General features: G+C 71.1%; 24 protein-coding genes. 14 read left to right on the forward strand and 10 right to left on the reverse strand.

Annotated elements, in window-relative coordinates:
* Nucleotides 1-158: 158 nt before the first annotated feature.
* The 5 genes from ACWD4O_RS45625 to ACWD4O_RS45645 all read right to left on the reverse strand — a co-directional run bounded on the left by ACWD4O_RS45625 (nt 159) and on the right by ACWD4O_RS45645 (nt 4,842).
* Nucleotides 159-824: an ABC transporter gene (locus ACWD4O_RS45625; RefSeq protein WP_451288999.1), complete on the reverse strand. Its 666-nt coding sequence runs from the start codon at nt 822-824 to the stop codon at nt 159-161.
* Nucleotides 825-862: 38 nt separating this feature from the next.
* The gene (locus ACWD4O_RS45630; protein WP_451289000.1) at nt 863-2,422 is read right to left on the reverse strand and encodes an ABC transporter permease; all 1,560 of its coding nucleotides are present in this window, start codon (nt 2,420-2,422) and stop codon (nt 863-865) included.
* A complete protein-coding gene (locus tag ACWD4O_RS45635) occupies nt 2,419-3,312 on the reverse strand; it encodes an ABC transporter ATP-binding protein (protein ID WP_451289001.1) in 894 nt (297 codons plus the stop codon). The genes ACWD4O_RS45630 and ACWD4O_RS45635 overlap by 4 nt, the downstream gene beginning before the upstream one ends.
* 59 nt (nt 3,313-3,371) lie before the next feature.
* A complete protein-coding gene (locus ACWD4O_RS45640; RefSeq protein ID WP_451289002.1) occupies nt 3,372-4,214 on the reverse strand; it encodes a zf-HC2 domain-containing protein in 843 nt (280 codons plus the stop codon).
* 79 nt (nt 4,215-4,293) lie between these two features.
* On the reverse strand, nt 4,294-4,842 hold the full coding sequence (locus ACWD4O_RS45645) for an RNA polymerase sigma factor (protein WP_351911350.1): 549 nt from the start codon (nt 4,840-4,842) through the stop codon (nt 4,294-4,296).
* Between the two features lie 121 nt (nt 4,843-4,963).
* Here ACWD4O_RS45645 and ACWD4O_RS45650 point away from each other — a divergent pair, with 121 nt between their 5' ends.
* The 11 genes from ACWD4O_RS45650 to pstB all read left to right on the forward strand — a co-directional run bounded on the left by ACWD4O_RS45650 (nt 4,964) and on the right by pstB (nt 16,993).
* Nucleotides 4,964-5,377 carry a GntR family transcriptional regulator gene (locus ACWD4O_RS45650; protein ID WP_451289003.1) on the forward strand — a complete coding sequence of 138 codons (414 nt, stop codon included), beginning with the start codon at nt 4,964-4,966 and terminating at the stop codon, nt 5,375-5,377.
* Nucleotides 5,374-6,285 carry an ABC transporter ATP-binding protein gene (locus ACWD4O_RS45655; RefSeq protein ID WP_451289004.1) on the forward strand — a complete coding sequence of 304 codons (912 nt, stop codon included), beginning with the start codon at nt 5,374-5,376 and terminating at the stop codon, nt 6,283-6,285. Before ACWD4O_RS45650 ends, ACWD4O_RS45655 begins: the two co-directional genes overlap by 4 nt.
* Nucleotides 6,282-7,316, forward strand: a complete 1,035-nt coding sequence (locus tag ACWD4O_RS45660; protein WP_451289006.1) for an ABC transporter permease — start codon at nt 6,282-6,284, stop codon at nt 7,314-7,316. Before ACWD4O_RS45655 ends, ACWD4O_RS45660 begins: the two co-directional genes overlap by 4 nt.
* Nucleotides 7,313-8,341, forward strand: a complete 1,029-nt coding sequence (locus tag ACWD4O_RS45665; RefSeq protein ID WP_451289007.1) for a hypothetical protein — start codon at nt 7,313-7,315, stop codon at nt 8,339-8,341. Before ACWD4O_RS45660 ends, ACWD4O_RS45665 begins: the two co-directional genes overlap by 4 nt.
* Before the next feature lie 202 nt (nt 8,342-8,543).
* Complete coding sequence (locus tag ACWD4O_RS45670) at nt 8,544-10,901, forward strand: RNA degradosome polyphosphate kinase (protein ID WP_450952219.1); 2,358 nt, start codon at nt 8,544-8,546, stop codon at nt 10,899-10,901.
* Nucleotides 10,882-11,994, forward strand: coding sequence for a CHAD domain-containing protein (locus ACWD4O_RS45675; RefSeq protein ID WP_451289008.1), 1,113 nt, complete (start codon nt 10,882-10,884; stop codon nt 11,992-11,994). The genes ACWD4O_RS45670 and ACWD4O_RS45675 overlap by 20 nt, the downstream gene beginning before the upstream one ends.
* 201 nt (nt 11,995-12,195) lie before the next feature.
* Nucleotides 12,196-12,576 (forward strand): NUDIX hydrolase, encoded by a 381-nt coding sequence (locus ACWD4O_RS45680; protein ID WP_451289026.1) that lies wholly within the window; start codon nt 12,196-12,198, stop codon nt 12,574-12,576.
* 255 nt (nt 12,577-12,831) lie between these two features.
* On the forward strand, nt 12,832-13,962 hold the full coding sequence (gene pstS / locus ACWD4O_RS45685; RefSeq protein WP_451289009.1) for a phosphate ABC transporter substrate-binding protein PstS: 1,131 nt from the start codon (nt 12,832-12,834) through the stop codon (nt 13,960-13,962).
* A gap of 140 nt (nt 13,963-14,102) precedes the next feature.
* Nucleotides 14,103-15,104 (forward strand): phosphate ABC transporter permease subunit PstC, encoded by a 1,002-nt coding sequence (gene pstC, locus ACWD4O_RS45690; protein WP_451289010.1) that lies wholly within the window; start codon nt 14,103-14,105, stop codon nt 15,102-15,104.
* On the forward strand, nt 15,101-16,165 hold the full coding sequence (gene pstA, locus ACWD4O_RS45695) for a phosphate ABC transporter permease PstA (RefSeq protein WP_451289011.1): 1,065 nt from the start codon (nt 15,101-15,103) through the stop codon (nt 16,163-16,165). Before pstC ends, pstA begins: the two co-directional genes overlap by 4 nt.
* Nucleotides 16,166-16,216: 51 nt before the next feature.
* The gene (gene pstB, locus ACWD4O_RS45700; protein ID WP_351911339.1) at nt 16,217-16,993 is read left to right on the forward strand and encodes a phosphate ABC transporter ATP-binding protein PstB; all 777 of its coding nucleotides are present in this window, start codon (nt 16,217-16,219) and stop codon (nt 16,991-16,993) included.
* Nucleotides 16,994-17,514: 521 nt separating this feature from the next.
* Here the strand turns inward: pstB and ACWD4O_RS45705 are convergent.
* A complete protein-coding gene (locus tag ACWD4O_RS45705) occupies nt 17,515-18,513 on the reverse strand; it encodes an anion permease (protein ID WP_451289012.1) in 999 nt (332 codons plus the stop codon).
* A 7-nt stretch (nt 18,514-18,520) separates the two neighbouring features.
* Nucleotides 18,521-19,141, reverse strand: coding sequence for a DUF47 domain-containing protein (locus ACWD4O_RS45710; RefSeq protein ID WP_363169203.1), 621 nt, complete (start codon nt 19,139-19,141; stop codon nt 18,521-18,523).
* A 230-nt stretch (nt 19,142-19,371) separates the two neighbouring features.
* Between ACWD4O_RS45710 and ACWD4O_RS45715 the strand changes: the two genes are divergently transcribed.
* Complete coding sequence (locus ACWD4O_RS45715; RefSeq protein ID WP_451289013.1) at nt 19,372-19,728, forward strand: metal-sensitive transcriptional regulator; 357 nt, start codon at nt 19,372-19,374, stop codon at nt 19,726-19,728.
* Here ACWD4O_RS45715 and ACWD4O_RS45720 read toward each other — a convergent pair.
* Both ACWD4O_RS45720 and ACWD4O_RS45725 read right to left on the reverse strand, forming a co-directional pair.
* The gene (locus ACWD4O_RS45720) at nt 19,714-19,917 is read right to left on the reverse strand and encodes a hypothetical protein (RefSeq protein ID WP_451289014.1); all 204 of its coding nucleotides are present in this window, start codon (nt 19,915-19,917) and stop codon (nt 19,714-19,716) included. The two genes, ACWD4O_RS45715 and ACWD4O_RS45720, sit on opposite strands and share 15 nt — an antisense overlap.
* Nucleotides 19,918-20,047: 130 nt before the next feature.
* Nucleotides 20,048-20,893, reverse strand: coding sequence for a hypothetical protein (locus ACWD4O_RS45725; RefSeq protein WP_451289015.1), 846 nt, complete (start codon nt 20,891-20,893; stop codon nt 20,048-20,050).
* 143 nt (nt 20,894-21,036) lie between these two features.
* Here ACWD4O_RS45725 and ACWD4O_RS45730 point away from each other — a divergent pair, with 143 nt between their 5' ends.
* Both ACWD4O_RS45730 and ACWD4O_RS45735 read left to right on the forward strand, forming a co-directional pair.
* A complete protein-coding gene (locus tag ACWD4O_RS45730; protein ID WP_358803723.1) occupies nt 21,037-21,207 on the forward strand; it encodes a hypothetical protein in 171 nt (56 codons plus the stop codon).
* Nucleotides 21,208-21,438: 231 nt separating this feature from the next.
* A complete protein-coding gene (locus ACWD4O_RS45735) occupies nt 21,439-23,007 on the forward strand; it encodes an FAD-binding oxidoreductase (protein ID WP_451289016.1) in 1,569 nt (522 codons plus the stop codon).
* Here ACWD4O_RS45735 and ACWD4O_RS45740 read toward each other — a convergent pair.
* Nucleotides 23,004-23,714, reverse strand: coding sequence for a phosphatase PAP2 family protein (locus ACWD4O_RS45740; RefSeq protein ID WP_451289017.1), 711 nt, complete (start codon nt 23,712-23,714; stop codon nt 23,004-23,006). The genes ACWD4O_RS45735 and ACWD4O_RS45740 overlap by 4 nt on opposite strands.
* Nucleotides 23,715-23,810 lie beyond the last annotated feature (96 nt).

A 23,810-nucleotide genomic window follows, 5' to 3' on the forward strand; every position in this document is an offset into this window, starting at 1 on the left:
TTGTTTTTGTGGTTGGTGGTGGGGGTGGGTGGGGGGGGGGGGGGGGGGGGGGGTCGCCGTCCCTGGGGGCTGCCGCCCCCAGACCCCCGCTGTCGGCCTGAACGGCCTCGTCCTCAAACGCCGGACGGGCTGAAATGCCCTGACCGGCGCTCAAGAGGTCACCCCAGACGAGCGGATTTGATGCACGTCCCTCTCAACGGCTCCGGCGTCCACAGCACGCTCATCGTCGCCGTCACTCCCAGCAGCAGCGCCCATCTCACCTGCGTCGCCACCCAGTAGGGGTCCTGAGGCGTTCCCAGCAGGCCCCATCGGTTGGGGATCAGTACCGCCAGCACGGCCGCCACGCCGAGCCAGATCGCCGTGGGCCTGCCGGCCTCCGCCGTGTCCGTGAAGCGGATCGCAGCCGTGGCCAGGGCCAGGGCACCGACGGCCATCGCCGCGGCCTCCAGTGTCGCCGGGCCCAGTGCCGGACGGGTCGGGGCGGGCAGGAGGAGCAGGGCGGCCGCCCACCACAGGGCCGTGAGGGGGGCGGTGAGAGCCAGCCGCAGGGCGGCTCGCGGGGCCCGGCCCAAGGGCGTCGCCGCGGTTGTGTTCCGGGCCGGGTCGTCCAGGAGGAAGGCGAGACCCAGTGCGCCGATGAGCGCGGTCAGGCGCAGGATCAACCGGCCCAGGTCGGCGTCCGGCGCATGGTCCGACAGACGTGTCGTGCCCGCCAGCAGCAGGCCCAGTCCGCCGGCCGTGGACAGCGCCCGCCAGGGGAGACTGCGCCACACCGGCTGCACCAGGGAGCGGAGCAGCGCTCCCGAGACCGCCTGTGAGCTCATCTGTCCTTGTCCTCCCCCTCGTCCTCCTCCGATTTGTCCTACTCCGATTCGTCGCACTCTTCCGCCTCCTTCGGTACCGGGACCCCCAGCAGCTTCGCCGCCTGGGCCGTCGTGGTGGCCTTGGATGTCAGTTCCGTCCAGTGGGCCTTGACGCGGGCCGTCACCTCGGTGCGCGGGCGGGCCAGGAGCTCCCGGACGATCGTCGTCTGGTTCGCCGTCATGCTCAGCGCGTTCGTCGGGGTCAGGGCCAGACCGGAACCCTCGGTGCTGTCGTCCAGGCGGACGTGCTGGAACGTCTCCGACGGTGCGGGGTCGCTGCCCAGGGCCAGCCACATGATGGCCACCGGTCGGGCGTCGCGGCACATCTCCTGCTCCGTCGCGCTCTCCGTGCCCGCCACGAGGACCGTGGCGACGCCGACCGCGAACTCCGGGACGCGGTTGCCGCCCCAGCGGGTGCCGACCGTCACCTCGTCAGGCGTGGTGGAGGAGTCCAGGGCGGCGTCGACCTCCACTCCGCCGGCGGTGTAGATGCGCTGGCGGACCGTCAGCTCGGCCTGCGCGGCCGTGCCTCCCGCCAGTGACCGGACGCGGTCGACCACCCCGGCCCAGTCCGACCGCACGCCGCTCCACTCGGGGAACGAGCAGTACGTCGAACCGCCGTACGTCGAGCAGGACTGGACCTTCTGCGGGGACTCGGACGCTGTCCTGCGCGCCGCTTCCAGGCCTGCCGAGTCGCGCGGGAGCTGGCCGATCGCCCCGACCGCGGTGACCGCGAGGGCGAGTGCGGTCGCCGCCTTGACGGCTCGAGTGCGGCCGCCGCTCACCAGCAGGGCCACACAGGCCAGCAGGGCGCACAGGGCCGCCACATACAGCGCGTGCCAGTCCGCGGGGCGGCCGAGCAGGTCGGAGGGCACCGGGTCGCCGCCGGTGTCGGCGGTGAAGAGGATCGGGGCCAGCCAGGCCACCCATCTGCCTGCGTCCATGACCGCGGAGGCGATGACGACGAGCATGTAGAAGGCGATGGAGAACAGTATGGGAACGAAGGGCGAGGGCAGCAGACGGGCCAGCAGCACTCCCAGGACACCGGCCAGCAGGACGCTCAGGGGTGCGACGGCCAGTTCCCCGAACGAGCCGTGGCCGATCGCACCGGGCTTCATCGCCTCCCGGGTGTACTCGGCCGCCACGACGAGGGCGGTGAGCACCGCGTACGGGATCACGGAGAGCACATGGGCGAGGGTGCGCCGCCACGGTTCCATGGCCAGAACGGCGAACTGCTGCACCGTGCCCCGCTTCCGTGAGCGCAGCGCGGCCGAGTTGGTGCAGATGAGGACGGCGATGGCGAACAGCAGGGGTGCGATCTGGGTGCGGCGGTCGACCGTGTTGAGGACGGGGTAGTCGTCCATGCCGTCGTTGCTCATCAGCCGCAGGGCGACGAAGCCGACGTAGAGGGCGAAGTTGAGCAGTATCGGGATCTGCAGGAGCAGCTCACGGGCCTCGAAGCGGGCGAGGGCGAGAACGGCTCCGCTGCGGCGGCCCTCGGAAGGGGGCTCGGCGAGCGCGGGAGCCGGTTCGGTGCGCGCCGGGGTCGTGGTGCTCATGCCGACACCTCCGCGCTCTCACCGTCGAGGGCGAGCAGATAGCCGTCCTCCAGGGTGGGTTCGAGGAGGTCCGCGCCGGTCGGCGGGTCGCCGATGTTGCGGAAGGCGCCGGTGCCGGTGCGCCAGCCGGCCAGGGCGTTCGGGTCGCGTTCCGTGCTGCTCCAGACCCGGCCGGCCGCGCGGGCGGTCAGCTCGGCCGGGGTGCCCTCGAAGCGGATGCGGCCGTGGACCAGGACCACGACCCGGTGGCAGAGCATCGCCACGTCCTCCGTCTGGTGGGTGGACAGCAGCACCGTGCGGCCCTCGCCGGCCTGGGCGATCAACTCACGGAAGCGCATGCGCTGTTCGGGGTCGAGGCCGACGGTCGGTTCGTCCAGCACGAGGAAGCCGGGGTCGCCGACGAGTGCGGCGGCCAGTGCGACGCGCTGCCGCATGCCGCCGGACAGCCGCTTGATGCGCTGGCCGCGCACCTCCGAGAGGTCGACGGCCTCCAGCACCCGCCGCACCTCGCGCAGCCGGGCCCCGCGATTGGTCAGCTCCTTCAGGATCGCCACGTAGTCGACGAACTCGAAGGCCGTGAAGTCCGGGTGGAACCCGGGGGTCTGGGGCAGATAGCCGAGCGTGCGGCGCAGCGCGAGCCGGCCGGAGGCGGTGCCGGGGTCGTGGCCGAGGGCGGTGAACTTCCCGCCGTCGGGCGGCACTGCGGTGGCGAGCACCCGCAGCAGGGTGGTCTTGCCCGCGCCGTTGGGTCCGAGCAGCCCGGTGACCCCACGGCTCAGCCGCAGCGAGACCCCGTCGAGAGCGCGGGTCCCGCCGAAGCGCAGGGAGAGGTCGGTGGCCGTCAGGGTGGCGGGGCCGGGACCGGGGTCGGTGTTCGTTGCGGTGGTCATGTGGGGCTCCTGGGAGTCCGGGTCCGGTCGGCGGGCGGGTACGGGGGCGGGGCGCGGTGTCATGCCGTGCCGCCGTCCCGGAAGCCGGCCATGGGGCGGGCGTCGAAGCGGTCTCGGGCCTGGTAGAGGAGCAGTGCGGCGAGGGCCGCCACCGCCGCCGCGGCCGACTGACCTGCCGTCGTGAAGGGGGCGAGCGTGTCGTGCGCGGGCGTCTGCGCCTTGGCCACCAGCAGCAGCGTGAGCCACGCGCCGCCGACCAGGACGGGGGCGACGACCGGACCCAGCCGGGCGGTCAGCGCGAGTCCCGTCGCGGTGAGGGCGAGTGCGGGCAGCAGCCAGGTCAGGGCCAGCAGCCCGTACCCCGGAAGGGCCAGCGTCGCCAGGCCGTTGAAGGCCAGGCCCGCGGTGAGCACCGCCACCGTACGGATCATCAGCAGCCGGAAGCCGTGCAGCGGGGCGACGACGGCCATCTCGTACGTCGGGTCCAGGGACGGGCCGTACGACAGGGCGACCCCGGCGAGCGGAAGCAGCGGGGCGAGTGCGAGGAACAGCGCCGGCTGGTCGGCCATGCGCACCGCCAGCACGGTCATGACCAGCAGGAACAGCACCGACAGCAGCCAGGATCTGCGCAGCACCGGCGTCGCGGCGAGGAGCCGCGCGGTGTGGTCCGCCACGCCGAGGCGCACCAGCAGCCGTTCGAGGAGGGCGGGCCGTGGCGCGTCCAGCTCCGCGTCCAGCCGCTCCCAGGCGGAGTCGAGCGCGACCGGGTCGGTGGCCCCGGCGAGCCGCTCCCGGCACTGTGCGCACCCGGTGAGGTGGGTGTCGGCGGACCAGAGCAGGGGTGGCGCCAACTCGCCGTGCGCGTAGGCGCGCAGGTCTTCTTCAGCCACGTGCCATGTCATGCCAGGTCCTCCTTCGACTGCTCGTTGGACTGCTCGTCGCCCGGGCGGGCGCGCAGGCCCACCCCGCACACGTACCGCCTCATGCCAGCGCCTCCCGCAGTTGCTTGCGGGCGCGCAGGGCCCGCGTCTTGACGGTGCCGGGCGGGATGCCGAGCAGTACGGCCGCCTCCCGGGTGGTGAGCCCGTCGATGACGGTCGCCTGCAGGACGGCCCGCAGTTCCGGCGAGAGCCGGGTGAGGGCCCCGGCGAGGTCCCCGTGCTCCACCCCCGCGAGCACGCGTTCCTCCGCCGAGGCCTCGTCCCGGTGGCGCAGGCGGGCCAGCGCCTGGCGCAGCCGGCCACGGGCGCCGTCGCCGCGCACCGCGTCGACCAGGCGGCGCGCGGCGATGCGCCACAGCCAGCCGGCCGCGTCGGGGTGGCCCTCGTCGCGGTAGCGGGCGGTGCCCCGCCACACCGCGAGGAACGTCTCCTGAACGACGTCGTCGACTATCCCGGCGTCGGCGCAGCGGCCGCGCATGCGCGCGGTCAACCACGGGGCGTACCGCCGGTACAGCTCCTCGAAGGCGTGACGGTCCCGGTCCGCCGCGATGGCCCGCAGCAGCTCCCCGTCGCTTCTCGTTTCGCTCACATCCCCTCATCGGACCGGCCCCGCCGATCGGTTCACGGTTCGCGGCACGAGTTTTTCTTGACATGCGCACCGCCTTTGCACCACCCTTTCACTACTCAATTAGTGAAAGGGTGGTTGTCCAGTGGTCGAATACCGCATCGACCGGCACAGCGGCGTGGCCACCTACGTGCAGATCGTCCAGCAGACCAAGCAGGCCCTGCGTCTGGGCATGCTGCAGGCCGGCGACAAGCTCCCCACCGCCCGCGAGGTCGTCGAGGCGACCGCCATCAACCCGAACACCGTGCTGAAGGCGTACCGCGAGCTGGAGCGCGACGGGCTGGTGGAGGCCCGGCGCGGTCTCGGCACCTTCGTGCGGCGCGGGCTGAGCACCGCCCCGGCCGACTCGCCCCTGCGCACGGAACTGGACGGCTGGGCCGTGCGGGCCCGAAAGGCCGGGCTGGACCGCGACGACGTGGCCGCGCTCTTCACCGCCGTACTCGACGAACGCTTCGCCGTTTCCACCCAGAACGAGCACCTCCAGGGAGACCCCTCATGACCGACACCGCCATGGCGGCCACCGCGCTCGGCAAGCGTTTCGGCCGACGCGGGGGCTGGGCGCTGCGCGACTGCACGTTCCGCCTCCCCGCCGGGCGCGTCTGTGCCGTCGTCGGCCCCAACGGCGCGGGCAAGTCCACGCTCCTCAGCCTCGCCGCCGGTCTGCTCGCCCCCACCGAGGGCGGGGTCACCGTCCTCGGCACGGACCCGGCGTCCGCACGTGCGCGTGTCGGCTACGTCGCCCAGGACAAGCCCCTGTACCCGCAGCTCACCGTCGCCGAGACGCTCCTCGTGGGCGCCGATCTCAACCCGGGGCGCTGGGACGTCGAGACCGCCGAGGGGATCGTCGCCGCGGGTGATCTCGACCCCCGGAAGAAGATCCGCGCCCTCTCCGGCGGCCAGCGCACCCGGGTCGCGCTCGCCCTGGCCCTGGCCAAGCAGCCCGAACTGCTGCTCCTCGACGAGCCGATGGCCGACCTCGACCCGCTGGCCCGGCACGAGCTGATGGGCACCCTGATGGCACGGGCGGCGCAGTACGGCACGACGATCGTGATGTCGTCGCACGTCGTCGCCGAACTGGAGGACTCCTGCGACCATCTGCTGCTGGTCGGCGGCGGCCAGGTGCGCCTCGCCGGTGAGATCGACGACCTGCTCGCCGCCCACGCGCGCGTGAGCGCCACCGTCCCGGTGGCCGACTCCCCGGCCCAGGCCCCCGAGCTCACCCCGCACGCCGTCGTCGAGTCGCGCGTCACCGGACGTCAGCTGACCGCCCTGGTGCGTCCGGCGGGCCCGCTCCCCGACGGCTGGCGCACCTCGACGCCCTCCCTGGAGGAGCTCGTCCTCGCCTACCTGCGCAACCCGCAGGCCGCCCCGCTCGCCCCGGCCCAACCCGAGGAGGCCACCGTATGAGCACGCTCACCCTCGGCTCCGGCCCGACGGCCCCCGCCGCCAAGAGCACCCCCGCCCCCGGAACCCGCTGGCTGCTCCGCCTGCACCGGCCCGCCCTCTACGGATGGATCGGCGTCGTCGCCGTCCTGGGCCTCGCCCTCATATGGCTGTGGGGCCCGCTGACCGACTCGGCGATCGAGGGCTGGCGGCAGTACCGCGCATGCGAGTACGACAGCTTCTGCGCCTACGACCAGAACGCGATCGTCCGCTACAAGAGCGTGTACATGTACACGACCGGCGCACTGACCGCGCTCCCCTTCGTCGTCGCGGCCTGGGCAGGCGCCTCCCTGGTCGGCCGCGAGCTGGAGCACGGCACCGCGCAGCTCGCCTGGACGCAGGGCCTGTCCCCGGTCCGCTGGCTGGCCACCAAGCTCGCCGTCCCCGCCGTCCTGGTCGCCGCGGGCACCGGTGCGCTGGTCACGCTGCACCGCCTGCTGTGGTCGAAGGGCGACGGCCGGATCGACACCGCCAAGAACTGGCACGACAGCCTGACCCTGCACACCAACGGCCCCACCACGGTCGCCCTCGCCCTGACCGGCCTGGCCGGCGGCGCCCTCGCCGGCCTGCTGCTGCGCCGCACGCTGCCCGCGCTGATGCTCGCCCTGGGCTTCGTCGCCGCCCTGCGCGTGCTGGCCGACCTCGTCATGCCCCGTCTGTGGCCGACCGTCACCCAGGTCAGCAGCCTCGGCGACGGCTACCGCAGCGACGGCATGCAGGTCGACTCGGGCCTGGTCACCTCCACCGGCGCGCACATCGCCGACCCCGGCTGCGGACCGGCGTCCATCTCCGACACCTGCGCCGCCCTCTACGACAAGCTCGACGCGACCGGCTACTACTCCTCCTACCACCCCGAGTCCCACTACTGGCCGCTCCAGCTGACCACGACCGCTCTCCTGCTGGCCGTGGCCGTCGCCCTCACCACGGCCGCGTTCGTCCTGCTCAGGCGCACGACCGCCACCACCCCGCGCGCCGCCCGGGAGGCTGCCGTATGACCGCCGTCGCCCCTGAGAGCACTCCGAACAGCACGCCGGACAGCACGCCCGCGCGGGCCGACCGCGGCGGTGCGGACGGCCGCAGGGCCTGGGGCGTCGCCCGTACCGTGCTGCGGGTGCACCGGGCCGCCCTCGTCGTGTGGGCACTCGCCGTGGCGGGCCTGAGCGGCTGGCTGGTGTGGCTCACGCAGGTTTCCGCCGCAGCCGAGCGCGAGGCGGTGGAGGCCTGCGACCGGGCGGGCCAGGACTGGTGCGACACGACCATGGGCTGGACCGGCTACAGCCCGCCGGTCGAGTGGATCGGCCTGCTCACCGGCTATCTCTTCCTCGCCGTCGCCGCCTTCGCGGGCAGCGCCCTCATCGGCCGCGAGCTGGAGAGCGGCACCGCGCGCCTCGCCTGGACCCAGGGCGTCTCGCCCAGCCGCTGGCTGGCCGCCAAGCTCGCCGTCCCCGCCCTGGTGGTGACCGTCGGCGCCACCGCCCTGGTCCTCGTGTACCGCTGGGCCTGGGCCGCCAACCAGGACCTGATGTACAACGACTGGAAGGCCGGCAGCGCCTTCCTCTCCCGCGGCCCGACCACCGTCGCGTACGCCCTCTGCGCCCTCGCCGTCGGAACCCTGATCGCGCTCCTGCTGCGCCGTACGCTGCCCGCCCTCGCCGTCTCCATTGCCGCGACCGGGCTGCTCGGCTACCTGGTGGCGCATTTCCGGAGCTCCTACTGGCCCGCGCTGACCGTCACCTCGACCACGCAGGACGTCGAGTATCCGGACAGCGCGTGGGAGCTGGCGAACGGCGCCATCGTCCACGGCCGGCGCGACCCGGACTTCGACATCTGGCAATGCGACGCCACGGTCGCCGAGGGCCGTCGCTGCCTCGACGACCTGGGCTTCTCCGGCACCTATCTCACCTACCACCCGGAGTCCCACTACTGGCCGCTCCAGTTCGTGGAGAGCGGCATCGTCCTCGCGGTGGCGGCCGCCGCGACCACGGCCGCCTTCCTGCTGCTGCGCCGCCGCACGGCCTGAAACCGCCGATCCCGGGCGATCACCGCCGATCCCGTGCGGATGCCGGGGTGTGTACGTCCCTCCACGGGGGGAAGGACGTACACGCCCCGCGCGCGTGGTCGCCCCACCGGTGCTTCTTCCGACCCCCGCGAGCCGCCCCCCGATATCCCGCACGCCATGTCGCCGTAACCATTGGTTCAGACGACCTTGCGAGGCTCGGCGAATGAAGCCCGCCGTGCCCGAGCCTTCGCCGCCTCCCGAGGGAAATCAGCCCCAGGGAAGCTCCGCCGCGATCCCGCCCGCACGTTCCGACGCGCCTGTATCACTGTTGGCGCGGAAGAATGGGTACATGAGCCAGCCAGAGACCCAGGCCGAGATCCAGCACGCGCAGCCCTCCGTGGGCTCCATAGCCGCACACCGCCCGCACACCGTGGCTGCCGTGGTCTCCGATCTGGAGCCCGACATCGACGCCGACCTCGACACCTACGAGGAGGCGCCGTACGACGGCCCCCAGCTGCCGCAGGGCCGTTTCCTGGACCGGGAGCGCAGCTGGCTCGCGTTCAACGAGCGCGTCCTGGAGCTGGCCGAGGACCCGAACACCCCGCTCCTCGAACGGGCCAACTTCCTCGCCATCTTCGCCAGCAACCTGGACGAGTTCTTCATGGTCCGGGTGGCCGGACTGAAGCGCCGGATCGCCACCGGGGTCGCCACCCGTTCGGCCTCCGGTCTCCAGCCGCGCGAGGTGCTGGAGATGATCTGGGCCCGCTCGCGCGAGCTCATGGCCCGGCACGCCGCGACCTACCACGAGGACATCGCCCCCGCCCTCGCGGAGGAGGGCATACACCTGGTCCGCTGGAGCGAGCTGACGGAGAAGGAGCAGGCCCGCCTCTTCACGCTGTTCCGGCACCAGATCTTCCCGGTCCTCACCCCGCTCGCCGTCGACCCCGCGCACCCCTTCCCGTACATCTCGGGTCTCTCGCTGAACCTCGCGGTCGTCGTGCGCAACCCGGTCAGCGGCAACAAGCACTTCGCGCGCGTCAAGGTGCCGCCGCTGCTGTCCCGCTTCCTGGAGAGCAGCCCGGGCCGCTACGTCCCCATCGAGGACGTCATCGGCGCGCACCTGGAGGAGCTGTTCCCGGGCATGGAGGTGCTGGAGCACCACGCCTTCCGGCTCACCCGCAACGAGGACCTGGAGGTCGAGGAGGACGACGCCGAGAACCTCCTCCAGGCCCTGGAGAAGGAACTGATGCGGCGCCGCTTCGGGCCGCCGGTGCGGCTGGAGGTCGAGGAGTCCATCGACCGCGAGGTGCTCGACCTTCTCGTGCGCGAGCTGAAGATCAGCGAGGCCGAGGTCTACCCGCTGCCCGGCCCGCTCGACCTCACCGGTCTCTTCCGCATCCACGGTCTCGACCGCCCCGAGCTGAAGTACAAGAAGTTCATCGCCGGCACGCACCGTGACCTCGCCGAGGTGGAGTCCGCCTCCGCCCCCGACATCTTCGGCGCGCTGCGCAACCGCGATGTGCTCCTGCACCACCCGTACGACAGCTTCTCCACCTCCGTCCAGGCGTTCCTGGAGCAGGCGGCCGCCGACCCGGACGTCCTCGCCATCAAGCAGACCCTGTACCGGACCTCGGGCGACTCCCCGATAGTCGACGCGCTCATCGAGGCCGCCGAGTCCGGCAAGCAGGTTCTCGTCCTGGTCGAGATCAAGGCCCGGTTCGACGAGCACGCCAACATCAAGTGGGCGCGCAAGCTGGAGGAGGCCGGCTGTCACGTCGTCTACGGCCTCGTCGGTCTGAAGACCCACTGCAAGCTGTCGCTGGTGGTCCGCCAGGAGGGCGAGACGCTGCGGCGCTACTGCCACGTCGGCACCGGCAACTACCACCCGAAGACGGCCCGGCTGTACGAGGACCTCGGCGTGCTCACCGCCGACCCGCAGGTCGGCGCGGACCTCTCCGACCTCTTCAACCGGCTCTCCGGCTACTCCCGCCGCGAGACCTACCGCCGACTCCTCGTCGCCCCCAAGTCCCTGCGTGACGGCCTGATCTCACGCATCGACAAGGAGATACAGCACCACCGCGCGGGACGGCCCGCGCACGTCCGCATCAAGGTCAACTCGATCGTCGACGAAGCCCTCATCGACTCGCTCTACCGCGCGTCCCAGGCGGGCGTGCCGGTCGACGTGTGGGTGCGCGGCATCTGTGCGGTGCGCCCGGGCGTGCCGGGCCTCTCGGAGAACATCCGGGTCCGCTCCATCCTCGGCCGCTTCCTCGAGCACTCCCGTGTCTTCGGCTTCGGCAACGGCGGGGAGCCCGAGGTGTGGATCGGCAGCGCCGACATGATGCACCGCAACCTCGACCGCCGTATCGAGGCCCTGGTCAGGGTCACGGACACGGCCCACCGGGCGTCCCTGAACCGGATGCTGGAGACGGGCATGTCCGACTCCACCGCCTCCTGGCACCTCGGCCCGGACGGCGAGTGGATCCGGCACGCGACCGACGCGGACGGCGCGCCCCTGCGCAACATCCAGGAGATGTTCATAGACGCCCGGAGGCGCCGGCGTGGCACAGCGACACCATGACCTGACGGACCCCGCGGCCCAGACCGCGACCGGGCCCGCGACAACGGGGGACGCCCTCGCGGGCTACCTCCGGGCCCAGGCCACGGAGTTCCTCCGCGCACTGCGGCTGCACCGGGAGACGGGGGGCGCCACGTCGAACGGCTCCTCGGGCGGCTCGAACGGCGCCGAGGAGCACCGGGACGACGCGGCGCGCGCCCTGCGCCGCTCGGCCCGCCGCATCAGCGGCAGCCTGCACACCTTCCGGCCCCTCCTCGACCACGAGTGGTCGGAGGGGATCCGCCCCGAACTGGCCTGGCTGTCGGGCACGCTGGCCCTGGAGCACGCGTACGGGGCCCGGCTGGAGCGGCTGCTGCTGGCGCTGAACCGGCTGTCGGGCTCGACCCCGGTACCGCCCCAGGCCCAGGCGACGGGCCCGGGCCGCACCGCCTCGGGCCCGAACCGGGCCGCGCACCCGGCGACCCCGGACCGCGGCAACCTCACCGTGGGCGCGGCGAAGGCCGGCGCGCTCCTGGACCGTCAGCTCACCCTCGCCCGCACCCGGGCCCACTCGACCGCCCTCCAGGCCCTCGGCTCCTCCCGCTTCCACGCCGTCGCGGACAAGGTCGCCGTCCTGGCCAGCGAGGTGCCGCTCACGCCGGCCGCCTCCACCACCGACCTGTGCCCGCTCGCCGCGGCGGCCGAGGAGCGCCTCGTCGACGCGGTCGCCGCGCTCCCGCTGGTCACCGCGGGCAGCCCGTACAACGCGGAGGCCCTGATCCACGGCCTCTCCCCGGACCCGGCCCCGCACCCGCAGGACGCGCCCTGGCACCAGGTCCGTCTCCTGCTGCGCCTGCACCGGTACGCGTGCGAGGTCGTGCACGGCCGCAGCACCCCTCTGGACGTCCGGCTGCTCACCGCGGGCCAGGCCCTCGACCGGCACCGGGACGCCTCGGAGGCGGCGTCGGCCGCGGCGCAGGCGGCCCGTACGCCCCGGATCGCTCCCGCGACGGCGTACGCGCTCGGCGTGCTGCACGCGGACCAGCGGCACGAGGTGGAGGCGGCCCGTTACACGTTCCAGCGCGCGTGGCAGAAGCAGCCCATCGGCACACCCTGACCGGACCCGGCGCACCCTGACCGGACAGCGCACCCCGAACAGACAGGCGGTGAGAACCAGGTGAGCACGGCGAACACCCCCGACCGCCCCACCGGCGCCCCCGACCAGTCCGCCGACCGCACCGGCCCCACCGGCCCCACGGGCGCCCCCGACCAGTCCACCGACCCCGCCGACTCCGTCGTCCAGGCGGCCGGTTGTGTCCTGTGGCGGCGTTCGCCGGCGGCGGCGGGCGGACTGGAGATATGCCTCGTCCACCGCCCCAAGTACGACGACTGGTCGCACCCCAAGGGCAAGCTGAAACGCGGCGAGGACCCGCTCGCGGGCGCGCTGCGCGAGGTGGAGGAGGAGACTGGGCATCGGGCCGTGCCCGGCGCCCGGCTCCCCACCGCCGAGTACGAGGCGAACGGCCGCCCGAAGCAGGTCCGCTACTGGGCGGCGGAGGCCGTCTCCGGCATGTTCGTCGTCAACCACGAGGTCGACCGGCTCGTCTGGCTCCCGCCACCGGCTGCTCGCGACCGGCTCACCCAGCCGAGGGACCGCACGCTCGTGGACGCCCTGCTGCACGTCCTGCACCTGGCATAACGGGTAGGGAAACAGGGCGGGTCACCGGAATCGGCCTGTGTCCTCGACGTAAGCGTTCCGTGACCTAACCGCACCGTCCCCAGGGGTTCACCCTCCGTTCACCCGCACCCGTAAGCGGCTTCACCTGATCTGCCTAATTTCGGCCTTACGCGGTGCGGCACGTGAACCGAATGGACACGCCGGACCGACCAGACTTTGCACACTCCGCACGCCGCCGGAATTCAGGACGGCGGCTCCTGGAAGGATCTTCCTCAAGTGAAGCTTCAGCGCATGAACCGGCGGGCTCTCTCCCTCGGTGCTCTCGCCGTCTCCGGCGCCCTGGCCCTCACGGCGTGCGGCTCCGACGACACCGGCTCCAGCAGCGACAGCAGCAGCTCCTCCGCCACCGCGGCCGCCGGGTCCATCAAGTGTGACGACGCCAAGGGCCAGCTCCTCGCCGACGGCTCCTCCGCGCAGAAGAACGCGATCGACGCCTGGGTCAAGAACTTCACCCAGGCCTGCTCCGGCGTCCAGATCAACTACAAGGGCTCCGGCTCCGGCGCCGGTGTCACCGCGTTCACGCAGGGCACGGTCGCCTTCGCCGGCTCCGACTCCGCGCTGAAGCCGGAGCAGGTCACCGAGTCCAAGACGGTCTGCACCGGCGGCCAGGGCATCGACCTCCCGATGGTGGCCGGCCCGATCGCCGTCGCCTACAACGTCTCGGGCGTCGACAACCTGACGCTGGACGCCGCGACGATCGCCAAGATCTTCGACGGCAAGATCACCAACTGGAACGACGCCGCGATCAAGGCGCTGAACCCCGACGCGACGCTGCCCGACCTGAAGATCCAGCCGTACCACCGCTCGGACGAGTCGGGCACGACGGACAACTTCACCAAGTACCTGATCGCCGCCACCCCGGACAACTGGAAGTACGAGGGCGGCAAGGCCTGGCAGGCCAAGGGCGGCCAGGCTGCGGCCGGCTCCTCCGGTGTCGCCCAGGGCGTGAAGCAGACCAACGGCGCGATCGGCTACATGGAGCTGTCGTACGCGAAGGACGGCCTCGGCACCGTCGCCGTCGACACGGGCGCCTCGGCCCCGGTCAAGCCCTCCTCCGACGGCGCCACCAAGGCCGTCGCCGCCGCGCAGGTCGTCGGCACCGGCAGCGACCTGTCGCTGAAGCTGGACTACAACACCAAGGCCGAGGGCGCCTACCCGCTGACCCTGGTCACGTACGAGATCGCCTGCGACAAGGGCAACAAGGCCGCGACCCTGCCCGCCACCAAGGCGTTCCTCCGCTACATCGCCAGCACGGAGGGCCAGGGCATCCTCTCGGGCATCGACTACGCGCCGATCCCCGACGCCATCATCTCCAAGGTCCGCACCACCATCGAGGGCCTGAGCTGATCTGAGCGGCGCGGTCCGGCACCGGGGGTACCCGGTCCGGACCGCGCCCGTCCGGTGCACCGCCGCCAGGGGCCGCCCGCAGTCCGGCCCCACCCGAGCCGCCCACAACCCGCAGGCGGCTCCGCAGACCGGAGACCCCTATGGACATATCGACACAGAAGTCAGACACGGACGACATCCCTCCCCCCAACGCCGAGCAGAAGGCCGTCGCCCGCGGCGCCACCCGCCCCGGCGACCGCGTCTTCCTCGCGCTCTCCCGCGGCTCGGGCATCTTCCTGCTGGTGATCATGGCCGCGATCGCGGTCTTCCTCACCTACCGCGCCTCGCTCGCGATCGGCAAGGACGACGCCAACTTCCTCACCGCCTTCGAGTGGAACACCGGCCTCGTACCGCCGAAGTTCGGCATCGCCGTCCTGGCCTTCGGCACGGTGGTCTCGTCGATCATCGCCATGGTCATCGCGGTCCCGATCGCCGTCTCGATCGCGCTCTTCATCACGCACTACGCCCCGCGCCGCCTGAGCGGCCCCGTCGCGTACGTGATCGACCTGCTCGCCGCCGTGCCGTCCATCGTGTACGGCCTCTGGGGCGCGCTGGTCCTCGTGCCGTACATGGACGGCCTGTTCGGCTGGCTGAACGACTACTTCGGCTGGACCGGGATCTTCTCGTGGGACGAGGGCGCCCCGCGCTCGATGCTCACGGTGGGCATCCTGCTGGCGATCATGGTCCTGCCGGTCATCACCAACGTGAGCCGCGAGGTCTTCCGCCAGGCCCCGCAGATGCACCAGGAGGCGGCCCTGGCGCTGGGCGCCACCCGCTGGGAGGTCATCCGCATGTCGGTGCTCCCCTTCGGCCGCTCCGGCGTGATCTCCGCCTCGATGCTCGGCCTCGGCCGCGCCCTCGGCGAGACGATGGCGGTGGCCACCGTGCTCTCCCCCGACTTCGACATCCACGCCAGCCTCCTCAACCCCGGCGGCGGCACCTTCGCCCAGAACATCGCCAGCAAGTTCAACGAGGCGACAGAGTTCGGCCGTGACGCGCTCATCGCCTCCGGTCTGGTCCTGTTCGTCATCACCCTGCTGGTCAACGGCGCGGCACGATGGATCATCTCCCGCCGCAGTGAGTACTCGGGGGCCAACGCATGAGCCACGCAAGCGCAGTAGCCGACAAGGCCCCCAGCACCCTGCGAGGTGCCAGCCTCCCGAACTGGTCCCCCTGGGCCATCGCGGCCGGCTCGCTCGCCCTCGCGGTCGTCATCGGCCTGGTCGGCAGCCTGGACAGCAAGGTCCAGTGGGGTCTGATCGCCGGCCTCCTCTTCCTCGTCGGCACCTACGGCATCGCCGCGAAGGTGGAGGGCCGCCGCCAGGCCAAGGACCGGATCGCGACGAGCCTGGTCTGGGTGGCGTTCCTGCTGGCGGTCGTCCCGCTGGTCTCCCTGCTCTGGACGACGATCCAGCGCGGCGTGAAGGTCCTGGACGTCTACTTCCTCACCCACTCCATGGGCGTGGTGGCGGACAGCGAGCCCGGCGGCGGCATCTACCACGCGATCCTCGGCAGCCTGGAGCAGGTCGGCCTGGCCACCGCGATCGGCGCCCCGATCGGCATCCTGACGGCGATCTACCTGGTGGAGTACGGCCGCGGCAGCCTGGCCAAGGCGGTCACGTTCTTCGTGGACGTCATGACCGGCATCCCCTCCATCGTGGCCGGCCTCTTCATCCTCAGCCTGATGCTGATGCTGGACATGCAGCCCTTCGGCTTCGCGGGCTCCCTCGCCCTGGCCATCCTGATGATGCCGGTCGTCGTACGCTCGACTGAAGAGATGCTGAAGCTCGTCCCGAACGAGCTGCGCGAAGCGTCGCTCGCCCTGGGCGTGCCGAAGTGGCGGACGATCCTGAAGGTGGTGGTCCCGACCTCGATCGGCGGCATCATCACCGGCGTCATGCTGGCGATCGCCCGTATCGCCGGCGAGACGGCCCCGGTGCTGCTGTTGGTCTTCGGAAACCCGTTCATCAACTCGAACCCCTTCGAGGGTGCGCAGGCGTCGCTGCCGCTGTACATCTACCAGCAGTACTCGCAGAGCGCGGGTTCGACGGCGGCCTACGACCGTGCCTGGGCAGCATCGCTCACGCTGATCGCCTTCGTGATGATCCTGAACATGGTGGCCCGCGGCATCGCCCGCTGGAAGGCCCCGAAGACCGGTCGCTGACGCGGCCATACAGCGACTGATCTGATCCGATCGGGAAGTGAAGTAGAAAAAATGGCCAAGCGAATCGACGTAAGCGGTCTGACCGCCTACTACGGGTCCCACAAGGCGATCGAAGACATCTCGATGACGGTCGAGCCCCGCTCGGTGACGGCCTTCATCGGCCCCTCCGGCTGCGGCAAGTCGACGTTCCTGCGCACGCTGAACCGCATGCACGAGGTGACCTCCGGCGGCCGGGTCGAGGGCAAGGTCCTGCTGGACGACGAGGACCTGTACGGCGCGGGCATCGACCCCGTCTCGGTCCGCCGCGAGGTCGGCATGGTCTTCCAGCGTCCGAACCCGTTCCCCACGATGTCGATCTTCGACAACGTGGCGGCGGGCCTGCGCCTGAACGGCAGCTACAAGAAGTCGGAACTGGCGGACGTCGTCGAGAAGTCCCTCAAGGGCGCGAACCTCTGGAACGAGGTCAAGGACCGCCTGAACAAGCCCGGCTCGGGCCTGTCCGGCGGCCAGCAGCAGCGCCTGTGCATCGCGCGAGCGATCGCGGTCGAGCCGAAGGTCCTCCTGATGGACGAGCCCTGCTCGGCCCTGGACCCCATCTCCACCCTCGCGATCGAGGACCTGATCGGCGAGCTGAAGGAACGCTTCACGATCGTCATCGTGACGCACAACATGCAGCAGGCGGCGCGCGTCTCCGACCGCACGGCCTTCTTCAACCTGTCCGCCGTCGGCCAGCCCGGCAAGCTGATCGAGATCGACGACACGGAGCGCATCTTCTCCAACCCGTCGGTCCAGGCCACGGAGGACTACATCTCGGGCCGCTTCGGCTAAACCCGAGCCCCCCTCAAGTCCCCTCGCGGTGCTGCATGGCGGTGCCACCGCGAGGAAACAAAGAGCCCGCCCCCCGGTAGGGGGGCGGGCTCACTGTGTACCTCCGGCGGTTGAACGGGAGACCCGGCACCGGACTCACAGGACCGAAGCCCCAGCCCGGGCCCGGGGCGAAGCCCCAAGGCCAGGGCAACTTCCCACCCACCAACCGGGCGAGTGGACAGCCAACCTGGGGGCACAGGGGCGAAGCCCCCGGACGAGGTGGAGGAGACGCAGTCCCCGAACGGGGTGCAGGGGCGGAGCCCCGCTGGGGTGCAGGGGCGGAGCCCCCGCTGGGGTGCAGGGGGCGAAGCCCCCGCTGGGGTCCGGGGCGGAGCCCCGGGGGAGGGTGCCCTTCCAACCCACCGAGTCGGGTGGGTGGGTGGGCAGGCGGGCATCGGGGGTGCCGGGGGCGGAGCCCCTGGCGTCCGGGGGGGGCGAGGTCCAGGCCTACCGAGTCGGGTGGGTGGGTGGGCGGGCTCCCCCTAGAGGAACACCACGTTCACGACCCAGAACGCACACGCCGCAACCACCCCGGCCGCCGGCATCGTAATGAACCACCCCAGGACGATGTTCTTCGCAACTCCCCACCGCACCGCATTGACCCGCTTCGTCGCCCCCACACCCATGATCGCCGAAGTGATCACATGCGTAGTGGAAATCGGCGCCTTGAACAGAAACGCGGTGGTGAACATGATCGTCGCCCCCGTCGTCTCCGCCGCGAACCCCTGCGGCGGATCAAGCTCGATGATCTTCCGCCCAAGAGTCCGCATGATCCGCCACCCACCCGCATACGTCCCGAGCGACAACATCACCGCACAAGCGATCTTCACCCACACCGGAATCGGATCATCGGCCCCCTGGACATCGCCGATGACCAGCGCCATCACCACGATGCCCATCGTCTTCTGCGCGTCCTGCAGACCATGCCCCAGCGCCATGCCCGCGGCAGAAACCGTCTGCGCTATCCGAAAGCCCCGCTTGGCCTTGTGCGGATTGGCCCGCCGGAACATCCACAGAATCGCCGTCATCACCAGATAGCCGGCGATCAGCCCGACCACCGGCGAGACGAACATCGGGATGACGACCTTGTCGAGCACCCCGGACCAGATGACATCCGTGCCACCGGCGAGCGCAGCGCCCACCATGCCGCCGAACAACGCGTGCGAGGACGACGAAGGCAGCCCGAAGTACCAGGTGACGAGGTTCCAGACGATCGCCCCGACCAACGCGGCGAACAGGATCCCCATCCCCTTGGACCCGTCGGGAGTCTCGATCAGCCCGCTGCTGACCGTGTGAGCGACGCCGCTCCCCAGGAACGCGCCCGCCAGGTTCATCACCGCGGCCATGGCCAGCGCGGCGCGCGGCGTCAACGCCCGGGTGGAGACGGACGTCGCAATGGCATTGGCGGAGTCGTGAAAACCGTTGGTGTAAGTGAATCCGAGCGCGACGCCGATGGTCACGACCAGAGCAAAGGTGTCCATGAAAGGTTCAGGACTCCTTGACCGCGATGGTCTCCACCGTGTTGGCCACGTGCTCGAAGGCGTCGGCGGCCTCCTCCAGCACATCCACGATCTGCTTCAGCTTGAGGACCTCGATGGCGTCGTACTTGCCGTTGAAGAGGTGGGCGAGCAGCTTCCGATGGATCTGGTCGGCCTGGTTCTCGAGCCGGTTGACCTCGATCCAGTACTCGGTGAGGTTCTCCATGGTCCGCAGGTTCGGCATCGCCTCGGCCGTCAGCTCCGCCGCCCGCGCCAGCACCTCGATCTGCTGCTCGACGCCCTTGGGCAGTTCCTCGACGTTGTAGAGGACGACCAGGTCGACGGCCTCCTCCATGAAGTCCATGATGTCGTCGAGGCAGGACGCGAGGTTGTAGATGTCCTCGCGGTCGAAGGGCGTGATGAACGAGGAATTCAGCTGATGGAAGATCGCGTGCGTGGCATCGTCACCGGCGTGTTCAGCGGCCCGCATACGCTCTGCGATCTCGGCCCGGGCGGAGGTGTCCGCCCCGAGCAGTTCCATCAGGAGTTTCGAGCCCGTGACGATGTTGTCCGCGGATGCGGCGAACATGTCATAGAAGCTCGTCTCCCTGGGGGTCAGACGAAATCGCACGTGGGGTCCTCAAGATGCATCGGTTTCGGTCAGGCTGATGCTAGGCGCATCATCCGGCCACGGCTAATGGGCCGTCCCCCAGTGTCGCCCATGGGACAGAGCGACCGGCAGGGGGGCGACCGGCGGCGGAGCGACCGACGAAGTGCCTGCTCGGGCCGTATACCCACGAAAGTTCGGTACGATATACCCAGTAGGGGTATATGTCTGGAGCTGGAGCGCTGGAGGACACGATGACGACCACCGAGGCCGGCACGGAAGAGGCCCTTGCCACCCCAGCCCCAGCCCCAGCCCCCTCGACGGGCCAGGTCCACGGCTACCACAAACAGAAGGCCGAACACCTCAAGCGGCTGCGCCGCATCGAAGGCCAGATCCGCGGCCTGCAACGCATGGTCGACGAGGACACCTACTGCATCGACATACTCACCCAGGTGTCCGCCTCCACCAAGGCCCTGCAGTCGTTCGCCCTGCAGCTCCTGGAGGAACACCTGCGGCACTGCGTCGCCGACGCGGCCCTCAAGGGAGGCGACGAGATCGACGCAAAGGTGGAGGAAGCGACGAAGGCGATCGCCCGCCTACTGCGCACCTGATCCGCCCCCGCCTGCCCCCTCCCCTTCCACTCCTTCTTCACGCACCCGCAACACCTGGTCGATGCTCTCCAGGCTGAGCCGTTCCTCCCCGGCCGCGGAGGCCGCGATGATCAACTCCCCGCACAGTTCGATCTCCGCGAGGGCCACGTGGTCCTGAACTGCCGTACCGCCGCCCGGAGCCACGCGCATCACCTCGTCTCTACCGTCACCGACTTCCTAGAGTAGGGAGCGCTATACACCGCGCGCATGGCACGGACGGGCTAGTCCTTGTGCCCACCCTGTGGCCGAAAACAATCGCACAGGAGAGCCGGAGGCGGCTTCACTCCTCAGCGATCCGCCCCGCGTAGATGTCCTTCGTCGCAGGCAACCGCACATCGACGGCAGCCCCGAAGTCGTACAGCAGGGTCGTGGAGGCGACCGCGACAGCCTCCTTCTGCTGCCCGTTGACGAAACTGAACCGATGCCGGACCTTGCGGATCCGCCCCTCGTCGTCGAGATAGACGTCGAACGGCACCCGAGCCGTGGCAAACCCTTTCGCCGCCGCCCGCAGCGAGTCCCGTCCGCCCTCGGACGCGTCCTCGGCGGCCACCGTCAGATCGGCGGTCCCGCGATAGTGCCGCACCGCCGTCCCGGCCACCTCGGTCCTCCCCACGTACGTCGCCGTACGAGTCCCGCGCAGCACCTCGGCGGCGGCGAACGGATCGGTGGCCCCGCCGGTCACCAGGTTTCCGTCGGTCAGGGTCGCCGTCTCCACCCGCACCCATTTGTCGGCCGGCACCCCGGCCCCCCGGTTCTTCATGAACAGGGCTCCGGGCGCGAGGAGTTCGGTGATCGGCCGGTGCTCACTGGCCCCGGACGGATCCTGCGGCAGCAGCACCCGCAACTCCCCGAGCTGCTTGCGGAAGTCGTACACCCCCTGGCCGCGGATCGTCACCCGGGTCCCGCCGGTGGCCATCTCCATCGACGTACGAGCCTTCGAGGTGCCCGCTTCGACGAGGGCGTCGGCGGCCCGGTGCAACGTCTCGACGGGATCGGCGGCCCGGCCGTCCTCGGCGGCGGCTCCGCCACCGGAACACCCGGCGGCCCCCGCACAGACCCCACAGACCCCTGCCACGATCCCCCACAGGACCGCCGCACCCACCTGCCTGCGCTGCCGCTCCGCCATGGTCTCTCTACCCCCAGCCGGTACGTCCGTCACGGGCCCCTCGTCGTTCCGGCTAACGACGGCCGAGTGCCCCTCGTCACGCAAGGCCGAAAGCGTGCGACCGCCATACGGGTCTTTTACCGAACGTGGGTAACGTTGTCGGTGTGACACAGCAGGACCGCTCGGCCCACCCCCGCGCCGACGGGGAACACACCACCACGACCGTCGAACAGGGCCATTTCTGTCTGGCCCGCTGCACCTGCGGCTGGCGCGGACCGGCCCGCAGAGCGAGAAGCATGGCCAGAACGGACGCGCAACGGCACACAGACACCTGACTCGCCGACCGGGCCGCCCGGCCGGCGAACGGACGTCACCGTTCCGTCACCGCCACAACCCGCCGGAACCTGTGGCCCCCTGCCCCCGTCTCGCTCCATGAAGTCCATGAAGTCCGCGAAGCGCACGCAGTGCATGACGCGCATGAAGCGCATGACGCGCACGACGTCCATGACATTCATGACATTCATGGAGCCGACAGGCGGTCGAGGGTCGAGGGAAGGCGCAAGAACATGGAACGGCGTACGTTCATCGCAGGCGGCACGGCCGCGGTCGCGGCGGCAGCGACCGCCTGCAAGGCGACCGGCGGCAGCGCGAGCGGCTCGGCCTCGGCGACCGGAACCGGAACGGGAACCGGGTCGACGACCCCGCTCACGAGCGCCGGCGTCGCGGCCCCCGCCAACTGGACCGCGCTGGCCCGCGATCTGGACGGCACCCTGGTCCGCCCCGGCGAAGCCTCCTGGACCGCGGCCCGCCAGCTCTACAACACCCGCTTCGACGGCCTCAAGCCGGCCGCGGTGGCCTATGTCGCCCACGCCGACGACATCCGCACCGCCATGGCATACGCCCGCGCCCACAAGACGAAGGTCGCGATCCGCAACGGCGGCCACTCCTACGGCGGCTGGTCCTCGGGCGACGGCCGTCTGATCATCGACGTCTCCAAGCTGAACCGGGTCCGGGCGAGCGGCACCTCGGCCGTGGTCGGCGCGGGCTCCAAACTGATCGACGTCTACCGGACGCTCGCCGCCAAGGGCGTGACGATCCCGGCGGGCTCCTGCCCGACGGTCGGCGTCTCCGGCCTGGTCCTCGGCGGCGGCCATGGAGTGGTCTCCCGCGCCTACGGCCTGACCTGCGACAGCCTCACCCGGGCCACGATCGTCACCGCGGACGGCAAGCAGCTCATCGCCGACGCGACGACGAACAAGGACCTGTTCTGGGCGCTGCGCGGCGCCGGCAACGGCAACTTCGGCGTCGTCACGGAACTGCAGTTCAAGACCCACCCCGCGCCCCAGGCGGTGACGGGCTACCTCACCTGGCCCTGGGCGAAGGCGGCCGCGGTGGTGAAGGCGTGGCAGGAGTGGGGTCCGTCCCAGCCCGACGAGATCTGGTCCTCCCTGCATGTGGCGAACGCGACGGGCGGCGCGCCCACCATCTCGGTCGCCGCGTTCTGCATCGGCACCTACGGCCAGCTCCAGAACGCGGTGGACCGGCTGGCGGACCGGGTGGGGGCGCCGGCGACGACCGTCTCCCTCCGCCGCCGCACCTACGAGGCGGCGATGGAGGTCTACGCCGGCTGCTCGTCCTTCTCCTCGGACGCCCAGTGCCATCTGCCGGGCTCGACGCCGGGCCGCTCTCCGCAGGGCGCGCTGGGCCGCGAGACCTACGCGGCCCGCTCGGACTTCTTCGACGTCTCGCTGACGACCGCCGGGATCCAGACGCTCCTGAACCAGCTGAAGTCGGTCCAGGGCGGCTCGGGCAGCATCGCCCTGACGGCGCTGGGCGGCGCGGTGAACCGGGTCTCCCCCACCGCCACGGCGTTCGTCCACCGCCGCTCGCGCATGCTGGCCCAGTACATCGTGTCCTGGCGGGCGGGCACCACGGGCACGGCGGCGCAGTCCTGGCTGAACACCGCCCACAAGGCGATGTCCCCGTACGCCTCGGGCGCGGCCTACCAGAACTACGCGGACCCGACCCTGACGAACTGGCGCAAGGCGTACTACGGCGCCGCGCTCCCCCGTCTGACCCAGCTGAAGAAGCAGTACGACCCGACGGGCGTCTTCACCTATCCGCAAGCTCTCTAGGCGGCGAGATCCCGTTCCTCGGCGGCGACGTCGGCCCGCGCGCCGGGCACGAACCCGTCCCGCTCCGCGACCCGGGCGGCGCGGCTCCGCACCACCCAGCCCACCCGGGGCGACCGGTCGACGGCCTTCAGCACGGGGGTGAGCAGCATGGAGGCGACGGGCGACAGCAGCAGCGCGACGGCGGTCCCGAGCGCGAACCCGCCGACGACGTCGGTCGGATAGTGCACCCCCATGTAGACCCGGCAGAACCCCTCGAGCAGCGCGATCCCTATCCCCGCCAGCCCGAACTTCCGGTTGGCGACGAACAGCCCGACGGCCATGGCCATCGTCAGGGTGGCGTGATCGCTCACGAAGGAGTAGTCGGTCTTGCCGGAGACGAGCACCTCCAGCCCCTGATGGTCGCGGAAGGGGCGGGGCCGCTCGACGAATCCCCGTATGGGCACGTTCACCAGCACGGCGATCCCGGCGGCGAGCGGCGCCCACAGGAGAGCTGCGACGGAGGAGGCGGCCTCCTCGGCCCCACCGCTCCGCCGCCGAACGCCCCACCAGCACCACACGATGAGCAGGATCATGGCGAGGAGCAGCCCGTACTCCCCCACGAACTCGACCACCCGGTCGAGCCAGTGCGGAGCGTCCTTGGCCAGCCCGTTGATGTCATAGAGCAGGTCGACGTCGGGGTTCGACCCGGAATCGGCGAGTCCAGCCATGGTGCTGCGGCCCCTTCGTCGTGTTCTGCTCGGCGCACCTCACATGCGCCCGCCTCAACAGGAACGCACGGCCCCCGTTGATACGTTCCACTCTCC

The sequence above is a fragment of the Streptomyces sp. NPDC002623 genome (genome assembly GCF_053592635.1).